This window comes from Actinophytocola sp., assembly GCF_035634895.1.
GTDB lineage: Bacteria > Actinomycetota > Actinomycetes > Mycobacteriales > Pseudonocardiaceae > Actinophytocola.
The window spans coordinates 30,014-47,036 of sequence record NZ_DASQCC010000188.1 but is presented as its reverse complement, the minus strand read 5'-3'; the positions used below and the strand labels follow the sequence as shown (position 1 = coordinate 47,036).

The window sequence follows — 17,023 nt, the reverse complement described above, 5'->3', positions numbered from 1 at the left end:
CTCGTCGGCCTTCATGCGGTGCGCGGAGTTGCGGTCCTCATGGGGGAAGACGGCCACCGTGCCCGCGCCCAGCTCGTATCCGGCGCGAAACGCCCGGATGGCGATCTCGCCGCGGTTCGCGACGAGCACCTTGTGGAACATGCCGTACCTCCGAGTCAGGGGGTTCGGGGACTGCCGGAAACGTTACCCGGTGGTTCCCGCCTGTCGGGAGCGCCGTTCCGAGTGGTGGGCCTCTCAGTCCTGGGGGAGGGTCATGTCGACGGCCGCCTCGCCCACGGCCGTGAACGGCACCTCGTCGCCGGCGTTCGCGCAGTTGAAGCCGGGTGTCTTCATGATCAGCCTGGCCTTGGTCAGGTCCGCGGGGACCTCGAAGGCCAGTCGCTGCACGGAGGAGAACTCCTCCACCTTGGACTGCTTGTCGACCGCGGGATAGTCGTGCGTGCCGTCGTTGACGACGAACGCGTTGAACGGGGGCACGCAGCCGATGGCCGACGGGCTGTACTCCAGCGACCCCTCCCCGATGGGCTCGTAGTCGATGACCAACCATGCCTTGTCCGTGTCGGACGGCAGATCACCCAGTTGGGGGGCGAAGTAGGTCAGCTCGGCGCGGGTGACGCTGACGACGTAGGCGCCGGGCTCGCCCTCCGCGTTGGTCACGTCGAGCTTGGCCGGGGTGAGGTTCTCGACGTAGACGAAGGGGGCGTCGTCGGAGCGGTAGAGCAGGTCCGGCTGCTCACCGGTGCGCCTGCCTTCGAGCAGGTCGAAGGTCTGGGCGAGATCGGCGTACTTGAGCTCCAGCTCGACCGAGCGGCGGTCGGTGGGCACGGCGACGACGTACTGGAGGGTCGAGTCCGCCCCCGCACTGCCGATCGAGTACTCGAACTCGGGCAGGCTGCGTTGCCGCCCGTCGACGGAGACGGTGGCCTTGACCTTGTCACCGAGATCCGCGGCGAAGGCGGTGACCCGAAGCCGGAAGGCGATCAGCGTGGAGTCCTCGCGCGCGCCGTACTCCTGGTCCTGGCCCGTGTCGACGACGTCCGAGGACCCGAAGTCGACCACCTCGACGGCCACGCCGTTGCTGCGCAGGCGCCCGTCCTTGGGCGACTCGAGGCGGATGCCGTCGAGCTCCTCGACCTTGACCACCTGGCCGTCGCTGAGGCGCTCGCCGTGGAACGGGGCGTGGCTGGTGCTGGTCTTGGTGGTCCTGCCCTGCCTGGCCGGCGTGGGCGTGCCCTCGGTGCCGCTGCCGCAGGCCGAGGTGAGGAGTCCGGCCGCCGCCAGTAGTACGAGTGCCCTGCGCATGCTTCCCCCGTGTCCGATGATCCGTTCTTCCCCTCCGACGCATCCGGTCGCCGCGCGGTTGCGACATCGTGCCGGTTAGTAGCCTGTCGTGCCGTGGACGATCTGGACCGGTGGACACGGGTGCTGCCGCTTGGCGCCGGCGCCTTCGGCGAGGTGCACCTGGCGTGGGACCACGTGGACAGTCGCTGGGTGGCGTGCAAGCGTTTCACCGGTCAGGACGAGCTCGGGCTGTTGCGGATGGTGATCGAGTCACGCATCCGGGTGTCCCATCCACATCTGGTCCGCACGCTGGCGTTCCGGCTGGTGGACGACAGGGCGTGGCTGGTGACGGAACTGGCCCGAGGGGGCTCGCTGCGGGCGCTGATGACCCGAACGGGTGCGCTGCCGTGGGGTTGGGTGGCGGAGGCCGTGGACCAGGTGCTGGCGGCGCTGACGGCGTTGCATGCGAGCGGGGTGGTCCACCGTGATCTGAAACCGGCGAACCTGCTGCTGCGGTCGGTCGGCTCGGCGGCGCCCCACCTGCTGGTGGGCGACTTCGGCATAGCGACGTGGCGCACCGTGTCGATGACGGGCATCGGCGCGGCGATCGGCACGCCCGGGTACCTGGCTCCCGAGTACCTGGACGGCCACGCGCCCTCGCCCGCGACGGACCTGTTCGCGGTGGGGGTGCTCGCCGCGGAGATGCTGACGGGCCGGCGGCAGGTCCACTACAGCAACGCGTCGCCGTCGATGCCGTCGTCGTGGGGGGATGTGCTGCCGCTGCCGGCCGAGGTGCCGGCGGGGATGGCCGCCATGCTGCGGCGCATGGCCGCCCCGGACCCGAGCCGGCGGTACCAGGACTGCGCCCAGGCGCGGGAGGCGCTGTTGTCGGCCGTGCCGCCGTCGGCCCGCGGCGACCTGCGGACGGTGGAGGTGCCGGACCTGCTGGCGGCGGTGCCGCCGGGGTGGACGGCGGACGGCCCGGACGAGGCGACGAAGGCCGACGTCGGCCCCTCGGTCCCCGAAGCGACGGGCAGCGCGCCGAACCTGGTGGCACTCCCGATCGACGGCGGCCCCACGGCCCTGGTTCCCGAGAACGACGCCACCGTCGACCCGCCGGTCCCGCTCGCGACGGGAACGGGCCGATCCACCCAACCGGCCGCGCCACCGACCACCCCGCCGGGTGGCTCAGCCGTCCCACCCCCGGGTCCGGCTGCCCCGGCTCGTGCTCGACAAATGACCGCCCGGCGCCAGCGCATCAGGCGGAAGGTCAAGCAGGGCACCCTGCTCCTGACCTTGGTCGCTCTCCTCACGGGTGGCGGCACCCTCTGGTGGGCCGCCACCCATCGCGGCGTGACCGGACAGCCCTCGTCCGTCGGCCGTAGCGCAGGCGACTCCGACTCCGACTCCGACTGGGTGCCGGCCATCGTCGAGCCCTGTGCCGCCGTCGAACTGGACAGTCCACGCACCGGCAGGGACGGCGCCGAACGCTGCCAGCGCACCCCGGACCGCGACCCGCCCCAGTCCTGGGTCCGGGAGCCACCCGGCGGGTTCCCCAAGTCCAACGCCGCGGGCCCGTTCCCCGGCGAACAGTGCACCGTGGACGGGGACCGCGACTACTCCCCCGTCGGCGACCACGTCCAGTGCGACGGCAGGACCTGGCAGCTCATCGCCTAATCCACGTACAGCAGGCGGTTCGCCGTTCCCGGTGGCACGTTGCAGAGGCGGTCCTTCGTGGACGCCGCCACCAGCGCGCCGGACACCTCCGCCGCCGTCGCACCCGGGTGGTCCTCCAGGTAGATCCCTGCCGCGCCGGCCACGTGCGGGGCCGAGAACGACGAGCCGGACAACGTCACGAACGCGCTGTCGCCGGTCGTCCACGGGCCGACGATGTTCACTCCCGGCGCGAACATGTCCACCACCGCCCCCCGGTTCGTGCTCGACGACAGGCAGTCCCGCATGTCCGACGCCCCGATCGTCAGCGCCTCGGTCACCCGCGCGGGAGAGTAGTTCCCCGCGTCCGCCGCCGAACCACCCGCCGCCACCGTGTAGCTCACGCCCGACGCGATCGAGTTGCGGACCGCCGTGTCCAGTGCGGCGTTCGCCGAGCCGCCCAGGCTCATGTTCGCCACCGCAGGGCCCACCGCGTTCGCCGTCACCCAGTCGATGCCGGCTATCACGTCCGCGATCGTGCCGGAGCCGTTGTCGTCCAACACCTTCACCGGCACGATCTTGATCTGCTTCGCGACCCCGAACCGAACGCCGCCGATGATGCCCGCCACGAAGGTGCCGTGGCCGTTGCCATCCGTCGCGTCGGTGTCGTCGGACACGAAGTCGTAACCGGGCCGGACCCGCCCCCCGAAGTCCGCGTGCGTGGCCCGTACGCCGGTGTCGATCACGTACGCGGTCACGTCCGGCGCCTCGTTCGGGTACCGGTACACCCCGTCCAGCGGCAGGTCGCGCTGGTCGATCCTGTCCAGGCCCCACGACGGTGGGTTCAGCTGCTCCCCCAACGCGTGCACGGGGGTGTCGGGCACGACCATGTCCACACCGGAATCGGCGGCCAGCGACGCCGCCTCCTTCGCGGTCAGGCGTGCCGAGAAACCGTGCAGCACCGTCGAGTAGACGTGTTCCACCGACGCGAACCGGTGTGTGTAGGCGCGTGCATCGCCGGACAGCACCACGATGTACGCACGTTCGGACGCCGCCTCCGCCGGCACCGCCCAGGCCGCCGTGAGCAGGCACGCGACCACGACCCTCGCCACGAGTTGCTTCATACCCATTGTCGTTACGCGACTACGCAGAGGTGAGCAAGCTTCACCAGTTGCCACCTATGGCTAGCCCCACCCCCGATCCGGGGGCGCACACCCGTGTGCCGGGACACGAGTCCCGAGACCATAAAACCGTTGTACCACAGGGCTTTCATGGCTGGGGAAAGGACAGGAAACGTGCGCAGGCAACCAGTAACGGTGCGTGTCGCCAGGTGGAGTGCGACGCACCCGTGGCGCGCGATCGGCTTGTGGGTCGTGTTCGTCGCGGTGTGTTTCGCGGCGGGTGGGTGGGTCGGCACCAGGGACGCGACCGACAAGGACCTGGCCATCGGGGAGGCCGGTCGTGCCACGACCATCGTCGAGGACGGACACTTCGCCGAACACGCCAAGGAGAACGTGCTCATCACCGCCCGGAGCGGCCGGCTCGACCAGGCCGAGGCCCAGGCGGCCGCGAAGGACGCGGCACAGCGGATGCGCGGGCTCAAGGAGGTCAAGGAGGTCGGCGACCCGGTCCCGTCGCGGGACGGGAACGCCCTGCTTCTGCCGGTCACCATGGCGGGTGACGAGGAGACGGCGTCCGACAACGTCGGCAAGCTGCTCGACCAGACCGCCGCGGTCCAGCAGCAACACCCGGACGTCCGCGTCGAGGAGGTCGGCGGCCGCTCGATCAGCAAGGGCATCAACGACCAGGTCGCGGGCGACCTGACCAAGGCCGAGTTCATCAGCCTCCCGGTCACCCTCATCATCATGCTCGTCGCGTTCGGCGCGATCATCGCGGCCGGCGTGCCGGTGCTGCTCGCCATGTCGGCCGTCGGCGCCGCGTTCGGACTGTCCGCGCTCGCGTCGCACGTCGTCCCGTCGGTCGAGTCGATCGGCAGCGTGATCCTGTTGATGGGCATGGCGGTCGGCGTCGACTACTCCCTCTTCTACCTGAAGCGGGAACGTGAGGAACGCCAGAACGGCGCCTCGCACACCCGCGCGGTCGAGATCGCGGCCGCCACGTCCGGACACTCGGTCGTCGTCTCGGGTGTCGCGGTCATCGTCTCCATGGCGGGGCTGTACCTCGCCAACGACGGGGTGTTCGCCTCGCTCGCCACCGGCTCGATCATCGTCGTCGCGGTCGCCGTGCTCGGTTCGCTGACCGTGCTGCCGGCGCTGCTCGCGAAGCTCGGCAGGCGCGTCGACCGGCCGCGTGTCCCACTGCTGTGGCGGCTCACCCACCGCACCGGCCCGCCGCGGGTGTGGCCAAAGCTGCTGCGCCCCGCGCTCCGGTACCCGCTCGTCACCTTCCTGCTGTCGGTGATCGCGCTCGGCGCGCTCGCACTGCCCGCCCTGGACATGAAGCTGAAGTCGAGCGGCGCGGAGGACCTGCCCCGCACGATCCCGGTCATCCAGGCCTACGACCGGCTGACCGCAGCGTTCCCGAGCGAGGGCACCACTCACGTGGTCGCCGTCCGCGCGGAGCCCGGGGAGACCCGGCAGGTCGGCGCGAAGCTGACCGAACTGTCGAACCGGACACAGAACGACCCGCTGTTCGCGAAGGTCACCGCACCGGTTCTCAGGGTGTCCAAGGACCAGCGGATCACCACCCTCGAGATCCCGACGCCGTACGCCCCCGGCACCCCGGATGGCAAACGGTCCCTCGCGGAGCTGCGCGACACCCTGGTCCCCGCGACCGTCGGCACCGTCGGCGGCGCCGAGTACGCGGTCGGCGGCGACATCGCGCGCGACGAGGACTACGCGAACAACCTCGGGGACCGGATGCCGGTCGTGATCGGCTTCGTGCTGCTACTCACGTTCCTGATCATGGCGTGGACGTTCCGGTCGGTGGTCGTCGCGGCCACCGCGATGCTGCTGAACTCCCTGTCCGCGGCCGCGGCGTTCGGCACCATGGCCCTGGTGTTCCAGCACACCTGGGCGGAGGGCGTCCTCGACTTCCACTCCACCGGCGCGCTCGTGGCGTGGATCCCGCTGTTCGTGTTCGCGATCCTCTTCGGACTGTCGATGGACTACCACGTGTTCGTGGTGAGCCGGGTCCGCGAGGCGGTCAGGGCCGGGATGTCCACCCGGGACGCCGTCGCGCACGGCATCAGCCGCTCGGCGGGAGTGGTCACCTCGGCGGCGATCCTGATGGTGTCGGTCTTCGGGATCTTCGCGACGCTGTCGATGAACGAGATGAAACAGATGGGTGTCGGTCTCGCCGTCGCCGTGTTCATCGACGCGATGATCATCCGGGTGCTCGTGCTGCCGTCGCTGATGGCTCTGCTGGGGCGCGCGAACTGGTGGCCGGGTCGAATCCGGAATGACGCTCCGCAGCCGAAGTCCCCTATTGTTGATCACCCGACCGAGCAACTACCGGCGGTGATAGTGAACAGCCGCTGATTAGTCGGAACGTAGGCCGCCCTGCCGCTAAGTGACGGTGGGGCGGTCTTCATCTCCATATCACCCTCCTGCCGGAGTCACCTATCAGAGGGACCATCTAAAGTGTGGCGTCATGGCCGATGCCGAGTCCGACGCGAACCCTCGCGTTCCACGTTTTGACACTGTTCTGCGCGGTTACAACCCGCGTCAGGTGAACGAGCGCGTCACGCGCCTGTCGTTCGACCTGAGCCATGCGACGAAGAGCCGCGACGAGGCGGTCGCCAAGGTAGCTGATCTGACGAAGGCGCTCGGCAGCGCGCAGCAGCAGTTACAGGACTCCAGAGAGCAGCTCACCCGCATCACCGTGAACCCGACGTCCACCGAGGCGATGTCGGAACGGCAGCGGTTGATGTGGCAGCTCGCCGAGGAAGAGATCGCCGAGTTCAAGCACAACGCCGACGAGTACGACCGGTCGACGCGGGCCGACGCGGACGAGTACTCCCACTCGACGAGGGCCAAGGCCGACCAGCACGCGTCCGCGACCAGGGAGGACGCGGACAACTACGCCGCGCAGACCCGGCGCGAGGCCGACCAGCACGCGGCCGAGATCCGCAAGAACGCGGACGCGTACACGAACAAATCCAAGGCCGCGGCCGACGAGTACGCCGCGAGCACCAAGGCCGACGCGCAGGCGTACGCGAAGGACCAGAAGGCCAAGCAGGACGGCATCACGGCCGAGCTGACCGAGCGCCGCAAGGTCCTCGAGGCCGAGTACGCGAAGAACCACGCGACGCTCGAGAACGAGTACGAACAGCTGCGGGCCCGCAACGCGACCGAGCACGAGCACCTGATGGCCGAGGCACGCACGGAGATCGAGCGCGCGACCAAGGCCAACGAGACCCGCATCGCCCAGCTCGACGGCGAGGCCAAGCAGCGGCGTGACCGGCTGGACGCGGAGGGCCTCAAGCAGCGCGAGCTCCTCGACGCGAAGGCCGCGGAGAAGCGGTCGTCGCTGGAGCAGGAGACCGAGGCCGCCCTCAACCAGCGCCGGGCCGAGCTGGAGCGCGAGCTGAACGAGCGCGCGGCGGTCGCGAAGGACCGCGCCGGCAAGATCGTCGGCGACGCGGAGCGCGAGGCGGGGAAGATCCGCGAGACGGTGTCCGCGGAGCGCGCGGACGCCGACCAACAGATCGCCCAGCGCGAGGCGGCGGCGAAGGCCCGCGCGGCCAAGATCGTCGGCGACTCCGAGATCGAGGCAGGCCGCATCCGCGAGACGGTGTCGACCGAGCAGGCGGAGGCGGAGAAGCAGATCGCCGCCCGCCAGCAGTCGGCCCAGCAGCAGGCGGCGAGGATCATCGAGGAGGCCAAGAAGCGCACCGACGACGCGGAGCGCGCCCTGGCCGCGAAGAAGGCCTCGGTGGAGCAGAGCCTGACCGAGCTGGAGGCGATGGCGCAGCAGCAGGCGGACAAGACCATCGCCGACGCGGAGGCCCGCAGCCACGCGACCGACAAGGCGATCAGCGCCAAGCAGACCCAGGTCGAGCGGGAGCTGAACGAGCAGCAGGCCAACGCGAAGATCCGTGCCGCCAAGATCGTCGAGGACGCCGAGCAGCGCCTCGCCGAGGCGGCCGACCGCATCCGCCAGGCGGACGAGTTCGAGCGTCGCGTGTCCGACAACGTGAACACGACGTACTCGATCCTGGAGGACGCGAAGCGCCACTTCCAGGCGGTGGCCAAGGCGAGCGGAGCGGCCCAGCCCCGCCAGGCCCAGCAGCCGCACCAGGAGAAGGCACAGGCGAACGGCAGCAAGTAGGTTCTTCCAGAGCACGAGCCCCGCCGGTCGCGGCCGACCGGCGGGGCTTTTCTCTAGGCTTTTTCGAGATATTCGGCCTTCGTGTCATTGACCAACGAGGCGACCATGGTCGCCAGTCCGGGAAACTCCGCGAGATCGGGGGAACGGGCGACGAGCTCCTGGGCCTCCTCCCGCGCCTCCCCGATCACCTCCTCGTCCCGCAGCAAGGACAGCAGCCGCAGGGCGGACCTGTTGCCGGACTGCGTCGCCCCGAGAATGTCGCCTTCGCGGCGCATCTCCAGGTCGACCCTGGCCAGCTCGAACCCGTCCAGGGTCGACGCCACCGCGTCGAGCCGCTCCCGGGTGGCCGTGCCGCTGGGCATCTCGGTCACCAGCAGGCAGACCCCGGGTGCCGAGCCACGTCCGACCCGCCCGCGCAGCTGGTGCAGTTGGGAGACCCCGAACCGGTCGGCGTCCATGATGACCATCGCCGTCGCGTTCGGCACGTCCACGCCGACCTCCACGACGGTGGTCGCGACGAGCACGTCCACCTCGCCCGCCGCGAAGGCACGCATGACCGTGTCCTTGTCGTCGGCCGGCATCCGCCCGTGCAGCACCGCCAGCCGCAGCCCACGCAGCGGTCCCTCGGCCAGCCCCTCGGCGACCTCCAGCACCGCGAGCGGCGGGCGCCGGCCGTCGTCGGAGTCGCTCACGTCGTCCTGGTCGCCGATGCGCGGGCACACCACGTAGGCCTGGTGTCCGCCCGCGACCTCCTCGCGGACCCGCTGCCAGGCGCGCTCCAGCCACGCGGGCTTCTCGGCCGACGGGACCACCGCCGTGCTGATCGGCGAGCGTCCCTTCGGCAGCTCACGCAGCGCCGACGTCTCCAGGTCGCCGTAGACCGTCATGGCGACGGTGCGCGGGATGGGCGTCGCGGTCATGACCAGGACGTGCGGGCTCACGTTCGCACCCGCGCGCGTGCGCAGCGCGTCCCGCTGCTCGACCCCGAACCGGTGCTGCTCGTCGACGACGACGAAGCCCAGGTCGGCGAACTGCACCGTGTCCTGGATGAGCGCGTGCGTGCCCACGACGATGCCGGCCGCGCCACTCGCCGCGTCCAGCAACGCCTGCTTGCGCTGCTTGGCCGGCAGCGAGCCGGTCAGCAGCGTGATCCGAGTCGACTCCTCCGGCGCGCCCAGCTCACCCGCGATCGCCAGGTCGCCCAGCATGTTCGCGAGCGACCGGGCGTGCTGCGCGGCCAGGACCTCGGTCGGGGCGAGCAGCGCGGCCTGCCGGCCCGCGTCCACGACCTGCAGCATGGCCCGCAACGCGACGATCGTCTTGCCGCTGCCGACCTCGCCCTGCAGCAGGCGGTTCATCGGGTGCGCAAGTTCGAGGTCGGCCGCGACCGCCTCGCCGACCTCCTGCTGGCCGTCGGTGAGCGTGAACGGCAGACGCTTGTCGAACGCGGCACGCAGGCCGTCGTCCCGGCGCGCGCACTCCGGGGCCGGCCGGGCGATCGCCCGGTGCCGCCGCTGCGCGAGGGCGAGCTGGACAGCCATCGCCTCGTCCCACTTCAGCCGCTCCCGCGCGGCCTGCACCGGGGGCCACTCGGAGGCGGTGTGGATCTTGCGGATGGCGTCGTCGTAGTCCGCGAGGCCGCGGCGGGTCCGCAACTCCGCCGGCATCGGGTCCTCGATGGCCGCCAGCATGTCCAGCGCCTGCCGCACGCACTTGCCGATCTGCCAGGACTGGATCGTCGCGGCCGCCGGGTACACCGGGATGAGGCCGGTGAACTTCTCGACCTTCTCGACTGTCGCGTCCTCGTCGCCGCTCTCCTCGTCGAGCAGCTGGTAGTCGGGGTTGGTGAGCTGCAGCTTGTTGCGGTACCGCGACACCTTGCCGGCGAAGAGCGCGCTGATGCCCGGTTTCAGCGCGCGTTTGGCGCCGCGCTGGTTGAAGAAGGTGCAGTCCAGCGTGCGGCTGCCGTCGGTGATCGCGACCTCGGCGATCCAGCCCTGCCTGGTACGCATGCGCCGCTCGTTGAACGACTGCACGCGCGCCATGACGGTGACGTGCTCGCCGATCTCCAGCCCGGCGATGTCGGTGAGCTGGCCACGTTCGTCGTAGCGGCGGGGGAAGTACCTGACCAGGTCGCCGACGGTGTGCAGGTCGAAGGCGCCGGCCAGCGCCTTGGCCGACTTGGCACCCACCGCCGCCTCGAGTTTGCTGTCCATGGAGACCATCGGGGCCGATTATGTCGCGAGCCACCGACAATCGTGGGATCAGGCTTGGAGAGCGTCGTCCAGGTCCTTGGTCATCCGCGCCTTCGGCCTGGCGCCGACGAACGAGCGCACCGGCTCGCCGTCGCGGAACAGCAGCATCGTCGGCAGCCCCATCACGCCGTACCGCTGGCCGATGCCCGGTTCCTCGTCGTAGTTGATCTTCACGATCTCGATGTCGGTGCGCTCGCCGGCGATCTGCTCGAGCACCGGCGCGACCATGCGGCACGGGCCGCACCACGTCGCCCAGAACTCGACCAGCACCGGCTTGTCCCGGGCGAGCACGCGGGTCTCGAAGGTCTCCTCGGTGACGGACTCCATGCCTAGCTCTCCCCTGTTGTCCTGTGGTGTACGGCGGCGTCGAGCTTGGCCCGCAGCTCGTCGCGCACGACGGTCAGCTGCCGCAGGTAGGCCTCGACCTCGGCGATCTTGCGGCGGTACACGGCCACCGAGTCCGGGCAGGCGTCGCCCTCCTCGTTGCCGGCCCGCAGGCACTCGACGAACGGCCGGGTGTCCTCGAGCGCGAAGCCGATTTCCTGAAGCGTCTGTATTTCCCGGACCACCCGAAGGTGTGACTCGTCGTAGTCCCGATACCCATTCGTGCGACGCGGGGCGTCGAGAAGCCCTCGCTCCTCGTAGTAACGCAACGCTTTGGTGGTAATCCCCGCGTGGCTCGCGAGCTCGCCGATCCGCATATGACCGACTCTAAACTTTGCCCCTGGCTGGAACGCCAGCCGGAATTGTCGGTGGCCGGTGGCATCGTCCCCGCCATGACAGCTACTCCACGCCAAGCACCAGTACCGCGTCGCGCTGGCCGCCCTGGTAGACGACCAGGTCGACCTCGGGATGCTCACGGCGCAGGAAGTCCTCGAGCTCCATAGCCAGCTCGTCCGGCGCGTCGGCCCCCAGCAGGGCGGTGACCAACTCACCGCCCGCGGTCAGCATGCGCTTGACCACGCCGTACGCGGCGCGGTCGAGCGCGGCCAGGTCGGCCGGCCCGGGCTCGATCAAAATCACCTCACCGTCGGCGAACCCGAGCACGTCGCCGGCGTCGCAGGCGCCGATCCAGGTGATGGCGGCCTCGGTCGCCACGACGACCTCGCCCCGCCTGGTCGCGGCCGCCGCCTCGGCCATCGCGACCACGTCGTCCCCCGCCCGACGACGCGGGTCGTGCACCGCCACGGCGGCCAGCACCTGCACCGGTGAGGCACACGGCACCACGACGACGTCCTGCCCGGCGGCGACGGCGCGGATCGAGGCCTCGTCGGCGGCCTCGACCAGCCCGGGGTCCGCGGGCAGCACGGTGACGTGCGCGGCCGCGGTGCGCGTGATGGTCTCGAGCAACCGGTAGGCGACGTCGCCTTCAGCGTCGGCGTCCTCGCTGGTTCCGGTGCCGGTGGTGGTGCCGGGACCGGCGGTGGCGGTGGCGCCGGCGGTGGAGGTCGTCCAGGCGGTGGTGTCAGCGGTGGTGTCAGCGGTGGTGTCAGCGGTGGTGCCGATGTCGAGCTGGACGACGGTGACGCCTTCGCTGATCAGCAGATCGGCGAACTCACTGCTGCGCGATGGGACGACCACGGCACGGTCCCGGGAGAACCGGCTCGCCTCCGGCGAAGCCGCGTCCGCGAACCGGGCCACCCGGATCTGCCGAGGCCGCCCGGCATCGATGCCCGCCTCGATGGCGGCGCCGATGTCGTTGCAGTGCACATGCACCGTCCACAACCCCGCCCCGTCCCCGACGACGGAGACGGAGTCCCCAAGCCCGACGAGAACATCACGGAGGTGATCAACAACACGAGGATCCCCATGCCGAGAGCCGCCGGTAAGGCGTGGGCCGTCGGCGGCAGCCGAGTCATCGGCGACCGACGGGTCGCCGACGTCGGTGTCGGTGACCTGTTCCAGGAGGTACATGACCTCGTACGCGTAGGCGTCCGAGCCTGACTCACGGGAGGTGTAGAGGGAGCTTTCCTGCCCGTCGGCCGAGGGCCGTGTGGCCCGCTCAGCGTTGGCGCGCTGGGCGGCGGCCAACGCGGCCGGCTGGCCGGTGACAACCGCATACAGCGCGTCGAACAGCACGACGACCCCGCGGCCGCCGGCGTCCACCACGCCCGCGTCGGCCAGGGCGGCGAGCTGGCGGGGGGTCTCGTCGAGGGCGTCCGCCGCCGCGGTCGCGGCTGTCGCGGCGACGTCCTGGAGCGCGTCGGACGGCTCGTCTCGCGCGGCGCTGGCGGCTGCCTCGAAGACGGTCACCATCGTGCCCGGTACGGGGTCGGCCATGGCCGCCGCGGCCAGTTCGGCGCCACGGGCGAGCGCCGCGCGCAGGCCGGGGCCGAGCACGGCCTCGACGCCGGTCAGGGCCTCGGCCACGCCGCGGAGGAACTGGGACGCGATGACGCCCGAGTTCCCTCGGGCGCCGGTCAGGGCGCCGCGGGCAAGCACGGCCATCGCCGCGCCGGCGTCGGCTCGGGTCCTGGCCGGGGCCCTGAGCAAGGCGTCCAGGGCCGCGCGCATCGTGTGCAGGAGGTTCGACCCGGTGTCGCCGTCCGGCACGGGGTAGACGTTGATCCTGTCGATGGCCTCGCGATGCGCGTCCAGCGCCTGCACGCACGCCACGGCCCACCGCCGGACCTGGGTGGCGTCGAGCGCCTGCAGCATCGCGCCTCCATGCGCTCCTCACGGCTGGACATGCGGCACACTAGTGGGCCGGTGGCGAACGCCGTCGCGCGAGCCGTTACCCTGTATCTGCTTGCCCGGCGCGAGTCGGGTGTTGCTGCCCGGCTCATGCCGGGCCGTGAGCTTGCTGGCCGCTCGGCCAGTTTCCGTTTGTGAGAAAGGAGTGCCTGACGTGGCTGCCGTCTGCGACGTCTGTGGCAAGGGGCCAGGCTTCGGCAAGTCGGTCTCGCACTCCCACCGGCGCACCAGCCGCCGGTGGAACCCCAACATTCAGACCGTGCACGCGAAGATCGGTATCTCGCAGCGCAAGCGTCTGAACGTGTGCACCTCCTGCCTGAAGGCGGGCAAGGTCACCCGCGGGTAGGACCGAAGCCGGAACCGAACACCCGAGCCGGGCCCTGGTACGCCAGTGGCCCGGTTTGCTGTGCGCTCAGCCCGTGATACACGCCAGCTCCGCACGCAACATCTCCGGTGGGCGGGGTCGGATCTGCGTCCCCGGCGACGTACGACCACACCCGGGTTGGCACTGGCGCTGGCCAGGCCGAACCGGGTGTAGACGACGTTCTCGTTGACTACCGGCACGATTCCCAGCGCCAGCACGGCCTCCAGGGTGTGCCGAACACCACCGCCGCGCTCCGCGTCGACCAGGTCGGGCGGGGCGAGCAGGAACTGTCCGCGAGTGCCGTCAACGCCCGGTGAGGCACTCACCGGGCGTCACGGCCATCACGGCGGCTCCGGGCTGCTCGACCAGGCCACCGGTGGCCGGCCGCGCTCGCACTCCTCAGCACCGAGCGCCTGCTACGAGAAACCCCGACCGTCCGCCAACCCGCCGGCCGGTGCTAGGGCAGCTTCCAGTCGACCGGCTCGCCGCCCTGCTTCTCGAGCAGCTCGTTCGCGCGGCTGAACGGCCGGGAGCCGAAGAAGCCGTTGTGCGCGGACAGCGGGCTGGGGTGGGCGGACTCGATGCACGGCACCGGGTCCAGCAGCGGCTTGAGGTTCCGCGCGTTGCGGCCCCACAGGATGGCCACCAGCGGACCGCCCCGGGCGGCCAGTGCGCGGATCGCCTGCTCGGTGACCTCCTCCCAGCCCTTGCCCTGGTGGGAGTTCGGCCGGCCCGGCTGCACCGTCAGCGCCCTGTTGAGCAGCAGGACCCCGCGCTCGGTCCACGGGCCGAGGTCCCCGTTGGACGGCGCCGGGTGCCCCAGGTCGTCGCTGTACTCCTGGAAGATGTTCACCAGGCTCTTCGGCAGCGGGCGAACGTCCGGCGCCACCGAGAAGCACAGACCAATCGGGTGGCCGGGCGTGGGGTACGGGTCCTGACCGACGATCAGCACCCGGACGTCGGCGAACGGCTGCTGGAACGCACGCAGCACGTTGTCGCCCGACGGCAGGTACTGGCGGCCGGCGGCGATCTCGGCGCGGAGGAACTCCCCCATCGCGGCGATGCGCTCTTCGGCGGGCTTGAGGGCTTCCGCCCAGCCTGGTTCGACGATCTCATCCAGCGGTCGTGCTGTCACCCGGGCGACCCTATCGCCCCTGGCTCAGGACAGTTTCCGGAGCCCTGCCTTGTAAACGGCGATGCGCTGCACGTAGTTCGCCACGATCCCGGACACCATGTCCGGCGGGACCTCGTGCCCTTCGCGCACCCGCGCGGGCACGCCGAGCGCCATGCGGCCCGCGGGCAGGTGGCCGTTGAACGACATCACCGCGCCGGCGCCGAGCACCGCGCCGTCCTCGACCACGGATCCGTTGAGCAGCACGGAGCCCGACGCGATCATGCAGCGTGCGCCGACCGTCGCGCCCTCGATGTGCGCGTTGTGCCCGACCACCGACTCCGGGCCGATGACGGTGTCGTGCCATGCGGTGCAGTGCACGATCGTGCCGTCCTGGACCGACGTTCGCTCGCCGACCCGGATGGCGCCCTCCTCGCCACGCAGCACGGCCTGCGGCCACACCGAAGCGAACGCGCCGATCGTGACGTCGCCGATCACCGTGGCGTCCGGGTGCACGTAGGCGTCCGGGTGGATGTCCGGCGTGCGGTCGCCTAGCGCATAGACGGGCATTCGACCACCTTTCCCAGGTGTACGGCCTCCGGGGCCTCCGCGTAGTACCCGAAGCGTGGCACCGGCTCGTAGCCGGAGGACTCGTACAGGGCGATCGCCTCCGGCTGCCGCTGCCCCGTCTCCAGGATCACGCGCCGGTGACCGGCCTCGACCGCGGTCCGCTCCAGTGCCGCGAGCATGGCACGCGCGAGGCCCCGGCCACGGAACGCGGGCGTGACATACATGCGCTTCAGCTCCACGGCCGTCCCGTGCGCACGCCAGCCGCCGCATGCCGCCGGCGTGCCGTCCACGTACGCGACGAGGAACAGCCCGCGCGGCGGCGCGAACTCGGCGGGGTCGACCGGCGTGCCGTCCTCCTCGCCGTAGCGCACCACGTACTCCTGCTGCACCTCGGCGATCAACGCCACCGCGTCCGGGTGGTCGTAGGACGTCACCTCGATCTTCACCAGCGACAACGCAAGCTCCGCTCAACCCTCACCGAAAGTGTTGCCAACCACCGCCGCCCTCGTACGGGCCGCCGTCGACAGTAATGGCACTTCCCCTGGTCACCGTGCCGATTGTGTGCCAACCCTCAGGCACGGCGGCCTCCCCGGGGAACGTCGCGGCCAGCGCGTGGTCCTCGCCGCCGGTGAGCATCCAGTGCAGCGGGTCGGCGCCGAGCGCGGTGGCGACGTCGACGAGCCGCTGTGGCACCTCGATGAGGTCGGTCCGCACGTCGACGGCCACATTGGACGACTCGCAGATGTGCCCGAGGTCGGCGAGCAGCCCGTCGGACACGTCGATCATCGCGGTCGCGCCGGCCGCCGCGGCCTGCGGGCCGGCCGCGTACGGCGGCTCCGGCACCCGGTAGGCGCCGACGACCTGGACCGGCGAGCGGAAGCCGCGGCCGAGCACGGCGAGCCCGGCCGCCGACCAGCCGAGCCGGCCGGCCACCGCCACGACGTCGCCCGGCATGGCGCCGCCCCTGGTGACCGGCTCGCGTCCCGCTAGAGTCCCGAGCGCGGTGACGGAGATCACGATCTCCTTCGCGGTGACCACGTCGCCGCCGACGAGACCGGCCCCGACGCTGGTCGCCTCCTCCCACATGCCGGCGGCGAGCCCCTCGGCGACCTCGACCCGGGTCGAGGGCGGGCAGGCGATCCCGACGAGCAGCGCGGTCGGTACCGCGCCCATGGCCGCGATGTCCGCCATGTTGACCGCGATCGCTTTGCGCCCAACGTGTTCCGGCGTCGACCAGTCGAGTCTGAAGTGGACACCCTCGGTCAGCACGTCGGTGCTCGCGACCACCCGGCCGTCCGCCGCGGTCACGAGCGCGGCGTCGTCGCCGGGCCCGATGAGGGTGGTTGCCGGCTGTCGCCGGCCGGCGGTCACCCGGCGGATGAGACCGAACTCGCCGACATCCGCGACGGTCTGCGGTGGATCATGAGCTGGGCCTCCTCTATTGTCGGCCACGACACCTCCGATAGTCGGATCCCCAAACGATCCCAAACTGCGGTAGCTTTTGCTGCTCACGTTCCTACCTTTTGAGTCCTGCTAGACGCGAAGGGGCGCGCCGTGGTCTACGCATACATCCTTATCCAGACCGAGGTCGGTCAGGCGGCCGCGGTCGCCGGAAAGATCGCACAGATCGAGGGTGTGACCACCGCTGAGGACGTCACGGGCCCTTACGACGTGATCGTCCGAGCCGAGGCGGAGAACGTCGACCTGCTCGGTCAGCTGGTCGTGGCCCGTATCCAGAACGTGGACGGGATCACCCGAACCCTCACCTGCCCGGTGGTCCACCTCGCCGACATGGTCTAGTTG

At 70.8% G+C, this 17,023-nt stretch carries 16 protein-coding genes; 5 read left to right on the top strand and 11 right to left on the bottom strand.

Annotated elements, in window-relative coordinates:
- The coding region (locus VET29_RS44155) for a biotin carboxylase N-terminal domain-containing protein (RefSeq protein WP_414636623.1) at nucleotides 1–141 on the bottom strand (141 nt) is incomplete at its 3' end.
- A 93-nt stretch (nucleotides 142–234) separates the two neighbouring features.
- Nucleotides 235–1,302: a hypothetical protein gene (locus tag VET29_RS27580; protein WP_324925641.1), complete on the bottom strand. Its 1,068-nt coding sequence runs from the start codon at nucleotides 1,300–1,302 to the stop codon at nucleotides 235–237.
- Between the two features lie 93 nt (nucleotides 1,303–1,395).
- On the opposite strand from VET29_RS27580, the gene VET29_RS27575 reads away from it, so the two are divergent.
- Nucleotides 1,396–2,958, top strand: a complete 1,563-nt coding sequence (locus tag VET29_RS27575; RefSeq protein WP_324925639.1) for a serine/threonine-protein kinase — start codon at nucleotides 1,396–1,398, stop codon at nucleotides 2,956–2,958.
- Here the strand turns inward: VET29_RS27575 and VET29_RS27570 are convergent.
- Nucleotides 2,955–4,058, bottom strand: a complete 1,104-nt coding sequence (locus VET29_RS27570; RefSeq protein WP_324925637.1) for a S8 family peptidase — start codon at nucleotides 4,056–4,058, stop codon at nucleotides 2,955–2,957. The two genes, VET29_RS27575 and VET29_RS27570, sit on opposite strands and share 4 nt — an antisense overlap.
- Before the next feature lie 171 nt (nucleotides 4,059–4,229).
- Between VET29_RS27570 and VET29_RS27565 the strand changes: the two genes are divergently transcribed.
- Together VET29_RS27565 and VET29_RS27560 are read left to right on the top strand one after the other, a co-directional pair.
- Complete coding sequence (locus VET29_RS27565; protein ID WP_324925635.1) at nucleotides 4,230–6,434, top strand: MMPL family transporter; 2,205 nt, start codon at nucleotides 4,230–4,232, stop codon at nucleotides 6,432–6,434.
- A gap of 190 nt (nucleotides 6,435–6,624) precedes the next feature.
- On the top strand, nucleotides 6,625–8,226 hold the full coding sequence (locus VET29_RS27560) for a hypothetical protein (RefSeq protein WP_324925633.1): 1,602 nt from the start codon (nucleotides 6,625–6,627) through the stop codon (nucleotides 8,224–8,226).
- 53 nt (nucleotides 8,227–8,279) lie between these two features.
- Here the strand turns inward: VET29_RS27560 and recG are convergent, their stop codons facing one another.
- The 4 genes from recG to VET29_RS27540 form a co-directional block, all read right to left on the bottom strand.
- Nucleotides 8,280–10,451 carry an ATP-dependent DNA helicase RecG gene (gene recG / locus VET29_RS27555; protein ID WP_324925631.1) on the bottom strand — a complete coding sequence of 724 codons (2,172 nt, stop codon included), beginning with the start codon at nucleotides 10,449–10,451 and terminating at the stop codon, nucleotides 8,280–8,282.
- Between the two features lie 39 nt (nucleotides 10,452–10,490).
- On the bottom strand, nucleotides 10,491–10,808 hold the full coding sequence (gene trxA / locus VET29_RS27550; protein WP_324925629.1) for a thioredoxin: 318 nt from the start codon (nucleotides 10,806–10,808) through the stop codon (nucleotides 10,491–10,493).
- 2 nt (nucleotides 10,809–10,810) lie between these two features.
- Entirely contained in the window at nucleotides 10,811–11,182 is a 372-nt protein-coding gene (locus tag VET29_RS27545; RefSeq protein WP_324925627.1) for a MerR family transcriptional regulator, read from the bottom strand.
- 82 nt (nucleotides 11,183–11,264) lie between these two features.
- Nucleotides 11,265–13,139 (bottom strand): DAK2 domain-containing protein, encoded by a 1,875-nt coding sequence (locus VET29_RS27540; RefSeq protein ID WP_324925625.1) that lies wholly within the window; start codon nucleotides 13,137–13,139, stop codon nucleotides 11,265–11,267.
- 190 nt (nucleotides 13,140–13,329) lie between these two features.
- On the opposite strand from VET29_RS27540, the gene rpmB reads away from it, so the two are divergent.
- On the top strand, nucleotides 13,330–13,521 hold the full coding sequence (gene rpmB, locus VET29_RS27535) for a 50S ribosomal protein L28 (protein WP_324925623.1): 192 nt from the start codon (nucleotides 13,330–13,332) through the stop codon (nucleotides 13,519–13,521).
- Between the two features lie 475 nt (nucleotides 13,522–13,996).
- Here the strand turns inward: rpmB and VET29_RS27530 are convergent, their stop codons facing one another.
- The 4 genes from VET29_RS27530 to VET29_RS27515 are packed head-to-tail and all read right to left on the bottom strand — an operon-like array spanning nucleotide 13,997 to nucleotide 16,672.
- Complete coding sequence (locus tag VET29_RS27530) at nucleotides 13,997–14,674, bottom strand: uracil-DNA glycosylase (protein ID WP_324925621.1); 678 nt, start codon at nucleotides 14,672–14,674, stop codon at nucleotides 13,997–13,999.
- Between the two features lie 24 nt (nucleotides 14,675–14,698).
- Nucleotides 14,699–15,220, bottom strand: coding sequence for a gamma carbonic anhydrase family protein (locus tag VET29_RS27525; RefSeq protein ID WP_324925619.1), 522 nt, complete (start codon nucleotides 15,218–15,220; stop codon nucleotides 14,699–14,701).
- Nucleotides 15,202–15,666, bottom strand: coding sequence for a GNAT family N-acetyltransferase (locus VET29_RS27520; protein ID WP_324925647.1), 465 nt, complete (start codon nucleotides 15,664–15,666; stop codon nucleotides 15,202–15,204). Before VET29_RS27520 ends, VET29_RS27525 begins: the two co-directional genes overlap by 19 nt.
- Nucleotides 15,667–15,694: 28 nt before the next feature.
- Nucleotides 15,695–16,672 carry a thiamine-phosphate kinase gene (locus VET29_RS27515; RefSeq protein ID WP_324925617.1) on the bottom strand — a complete coding sequence of 326 codons (978 nt, stop codon included), beginning with the start codon at nucleotides 16,670–16,672 and terminating at the stop codon, nucleotides 15,695–15,697.
- Between the two features lie 102 nt (nucleotides 16,673–16,774).
- Here VET29_RS27515 and VET29_RS27510 point away from each other — a divergent pair, with 102 nt between their 5' ends.
- Nucleotides 16,775–17,020 carry an Lrp/AsnC ligand binding domain-containing protein gene (locus VET29_RS27510; RefSeq protein ID WP_324925615.1) on the top strand — a complete coding sequence of 82 codons (246 nt, stop codon included), beginning with the start codon at nucleotides 16,775–16,777 and terminating at the stop codon, nucleotides 17,018–17,020.
- Nucleotides 17,021–17,023: the final 3 nt, after the last annotated feature.

What these genes read in the sequence shown, in the direction of transcription:
- trxA (WP_324925629.1), bottom strand. Translation starts at nt 10,808, where the DNA reads ATGGAGTCCGTCACCGAGGAGACCTTCGAGACCCGCGTGCTCGCCCGG.
- VET29_RS27545 (WP_324925627.1), bottom strand. Translation starts at nt 11,182, where the DNA reads ATGCGGATCGGCGAGCTCGCGAGCCACGCGGGGATTACCACCAAAGCG.
- VET29_RS27580 (WP_324925641.1), bottom strand. Translation starts at nt 1,302, where the DNA reads ATGCGCAGGGCACTCGTACTACTGGCGGCGGCCGGACTCCTCACCTCG.
- VET29_RS27570 (WP_324925637.1), bottom strand. Translation starts at nt 4,058, where the DNA reads ATGAAGCAACTCGTGGCGAGGGTCGTGGTCGCGTGCCTGCTCACGGCG.
- VET29_RS27525 (WP_324925619.1), bottom strand. Translation starts at nt 15,220, where the DNA reads ATGCCCGTCTATGCGCTAGGCGACCGCACGCCGGACATCCACCCGGAC.
- recG (WP_324925631.1), bottom strand. Translation starts at nt 10,451, where the DNA reads ATGGTCTCCATGGACAGCAAACTCGAGGCGGCGGTGGGTGCCAAGTCG.
- VET29_RS27540 (WP_324925625.1), bottom strand. Translation starts at nt 13,139, where the DNA reads ATGCTGCAGGCGCTCGACGCCACCCAGGTCCGGCGGTGGGCCGTGGCG.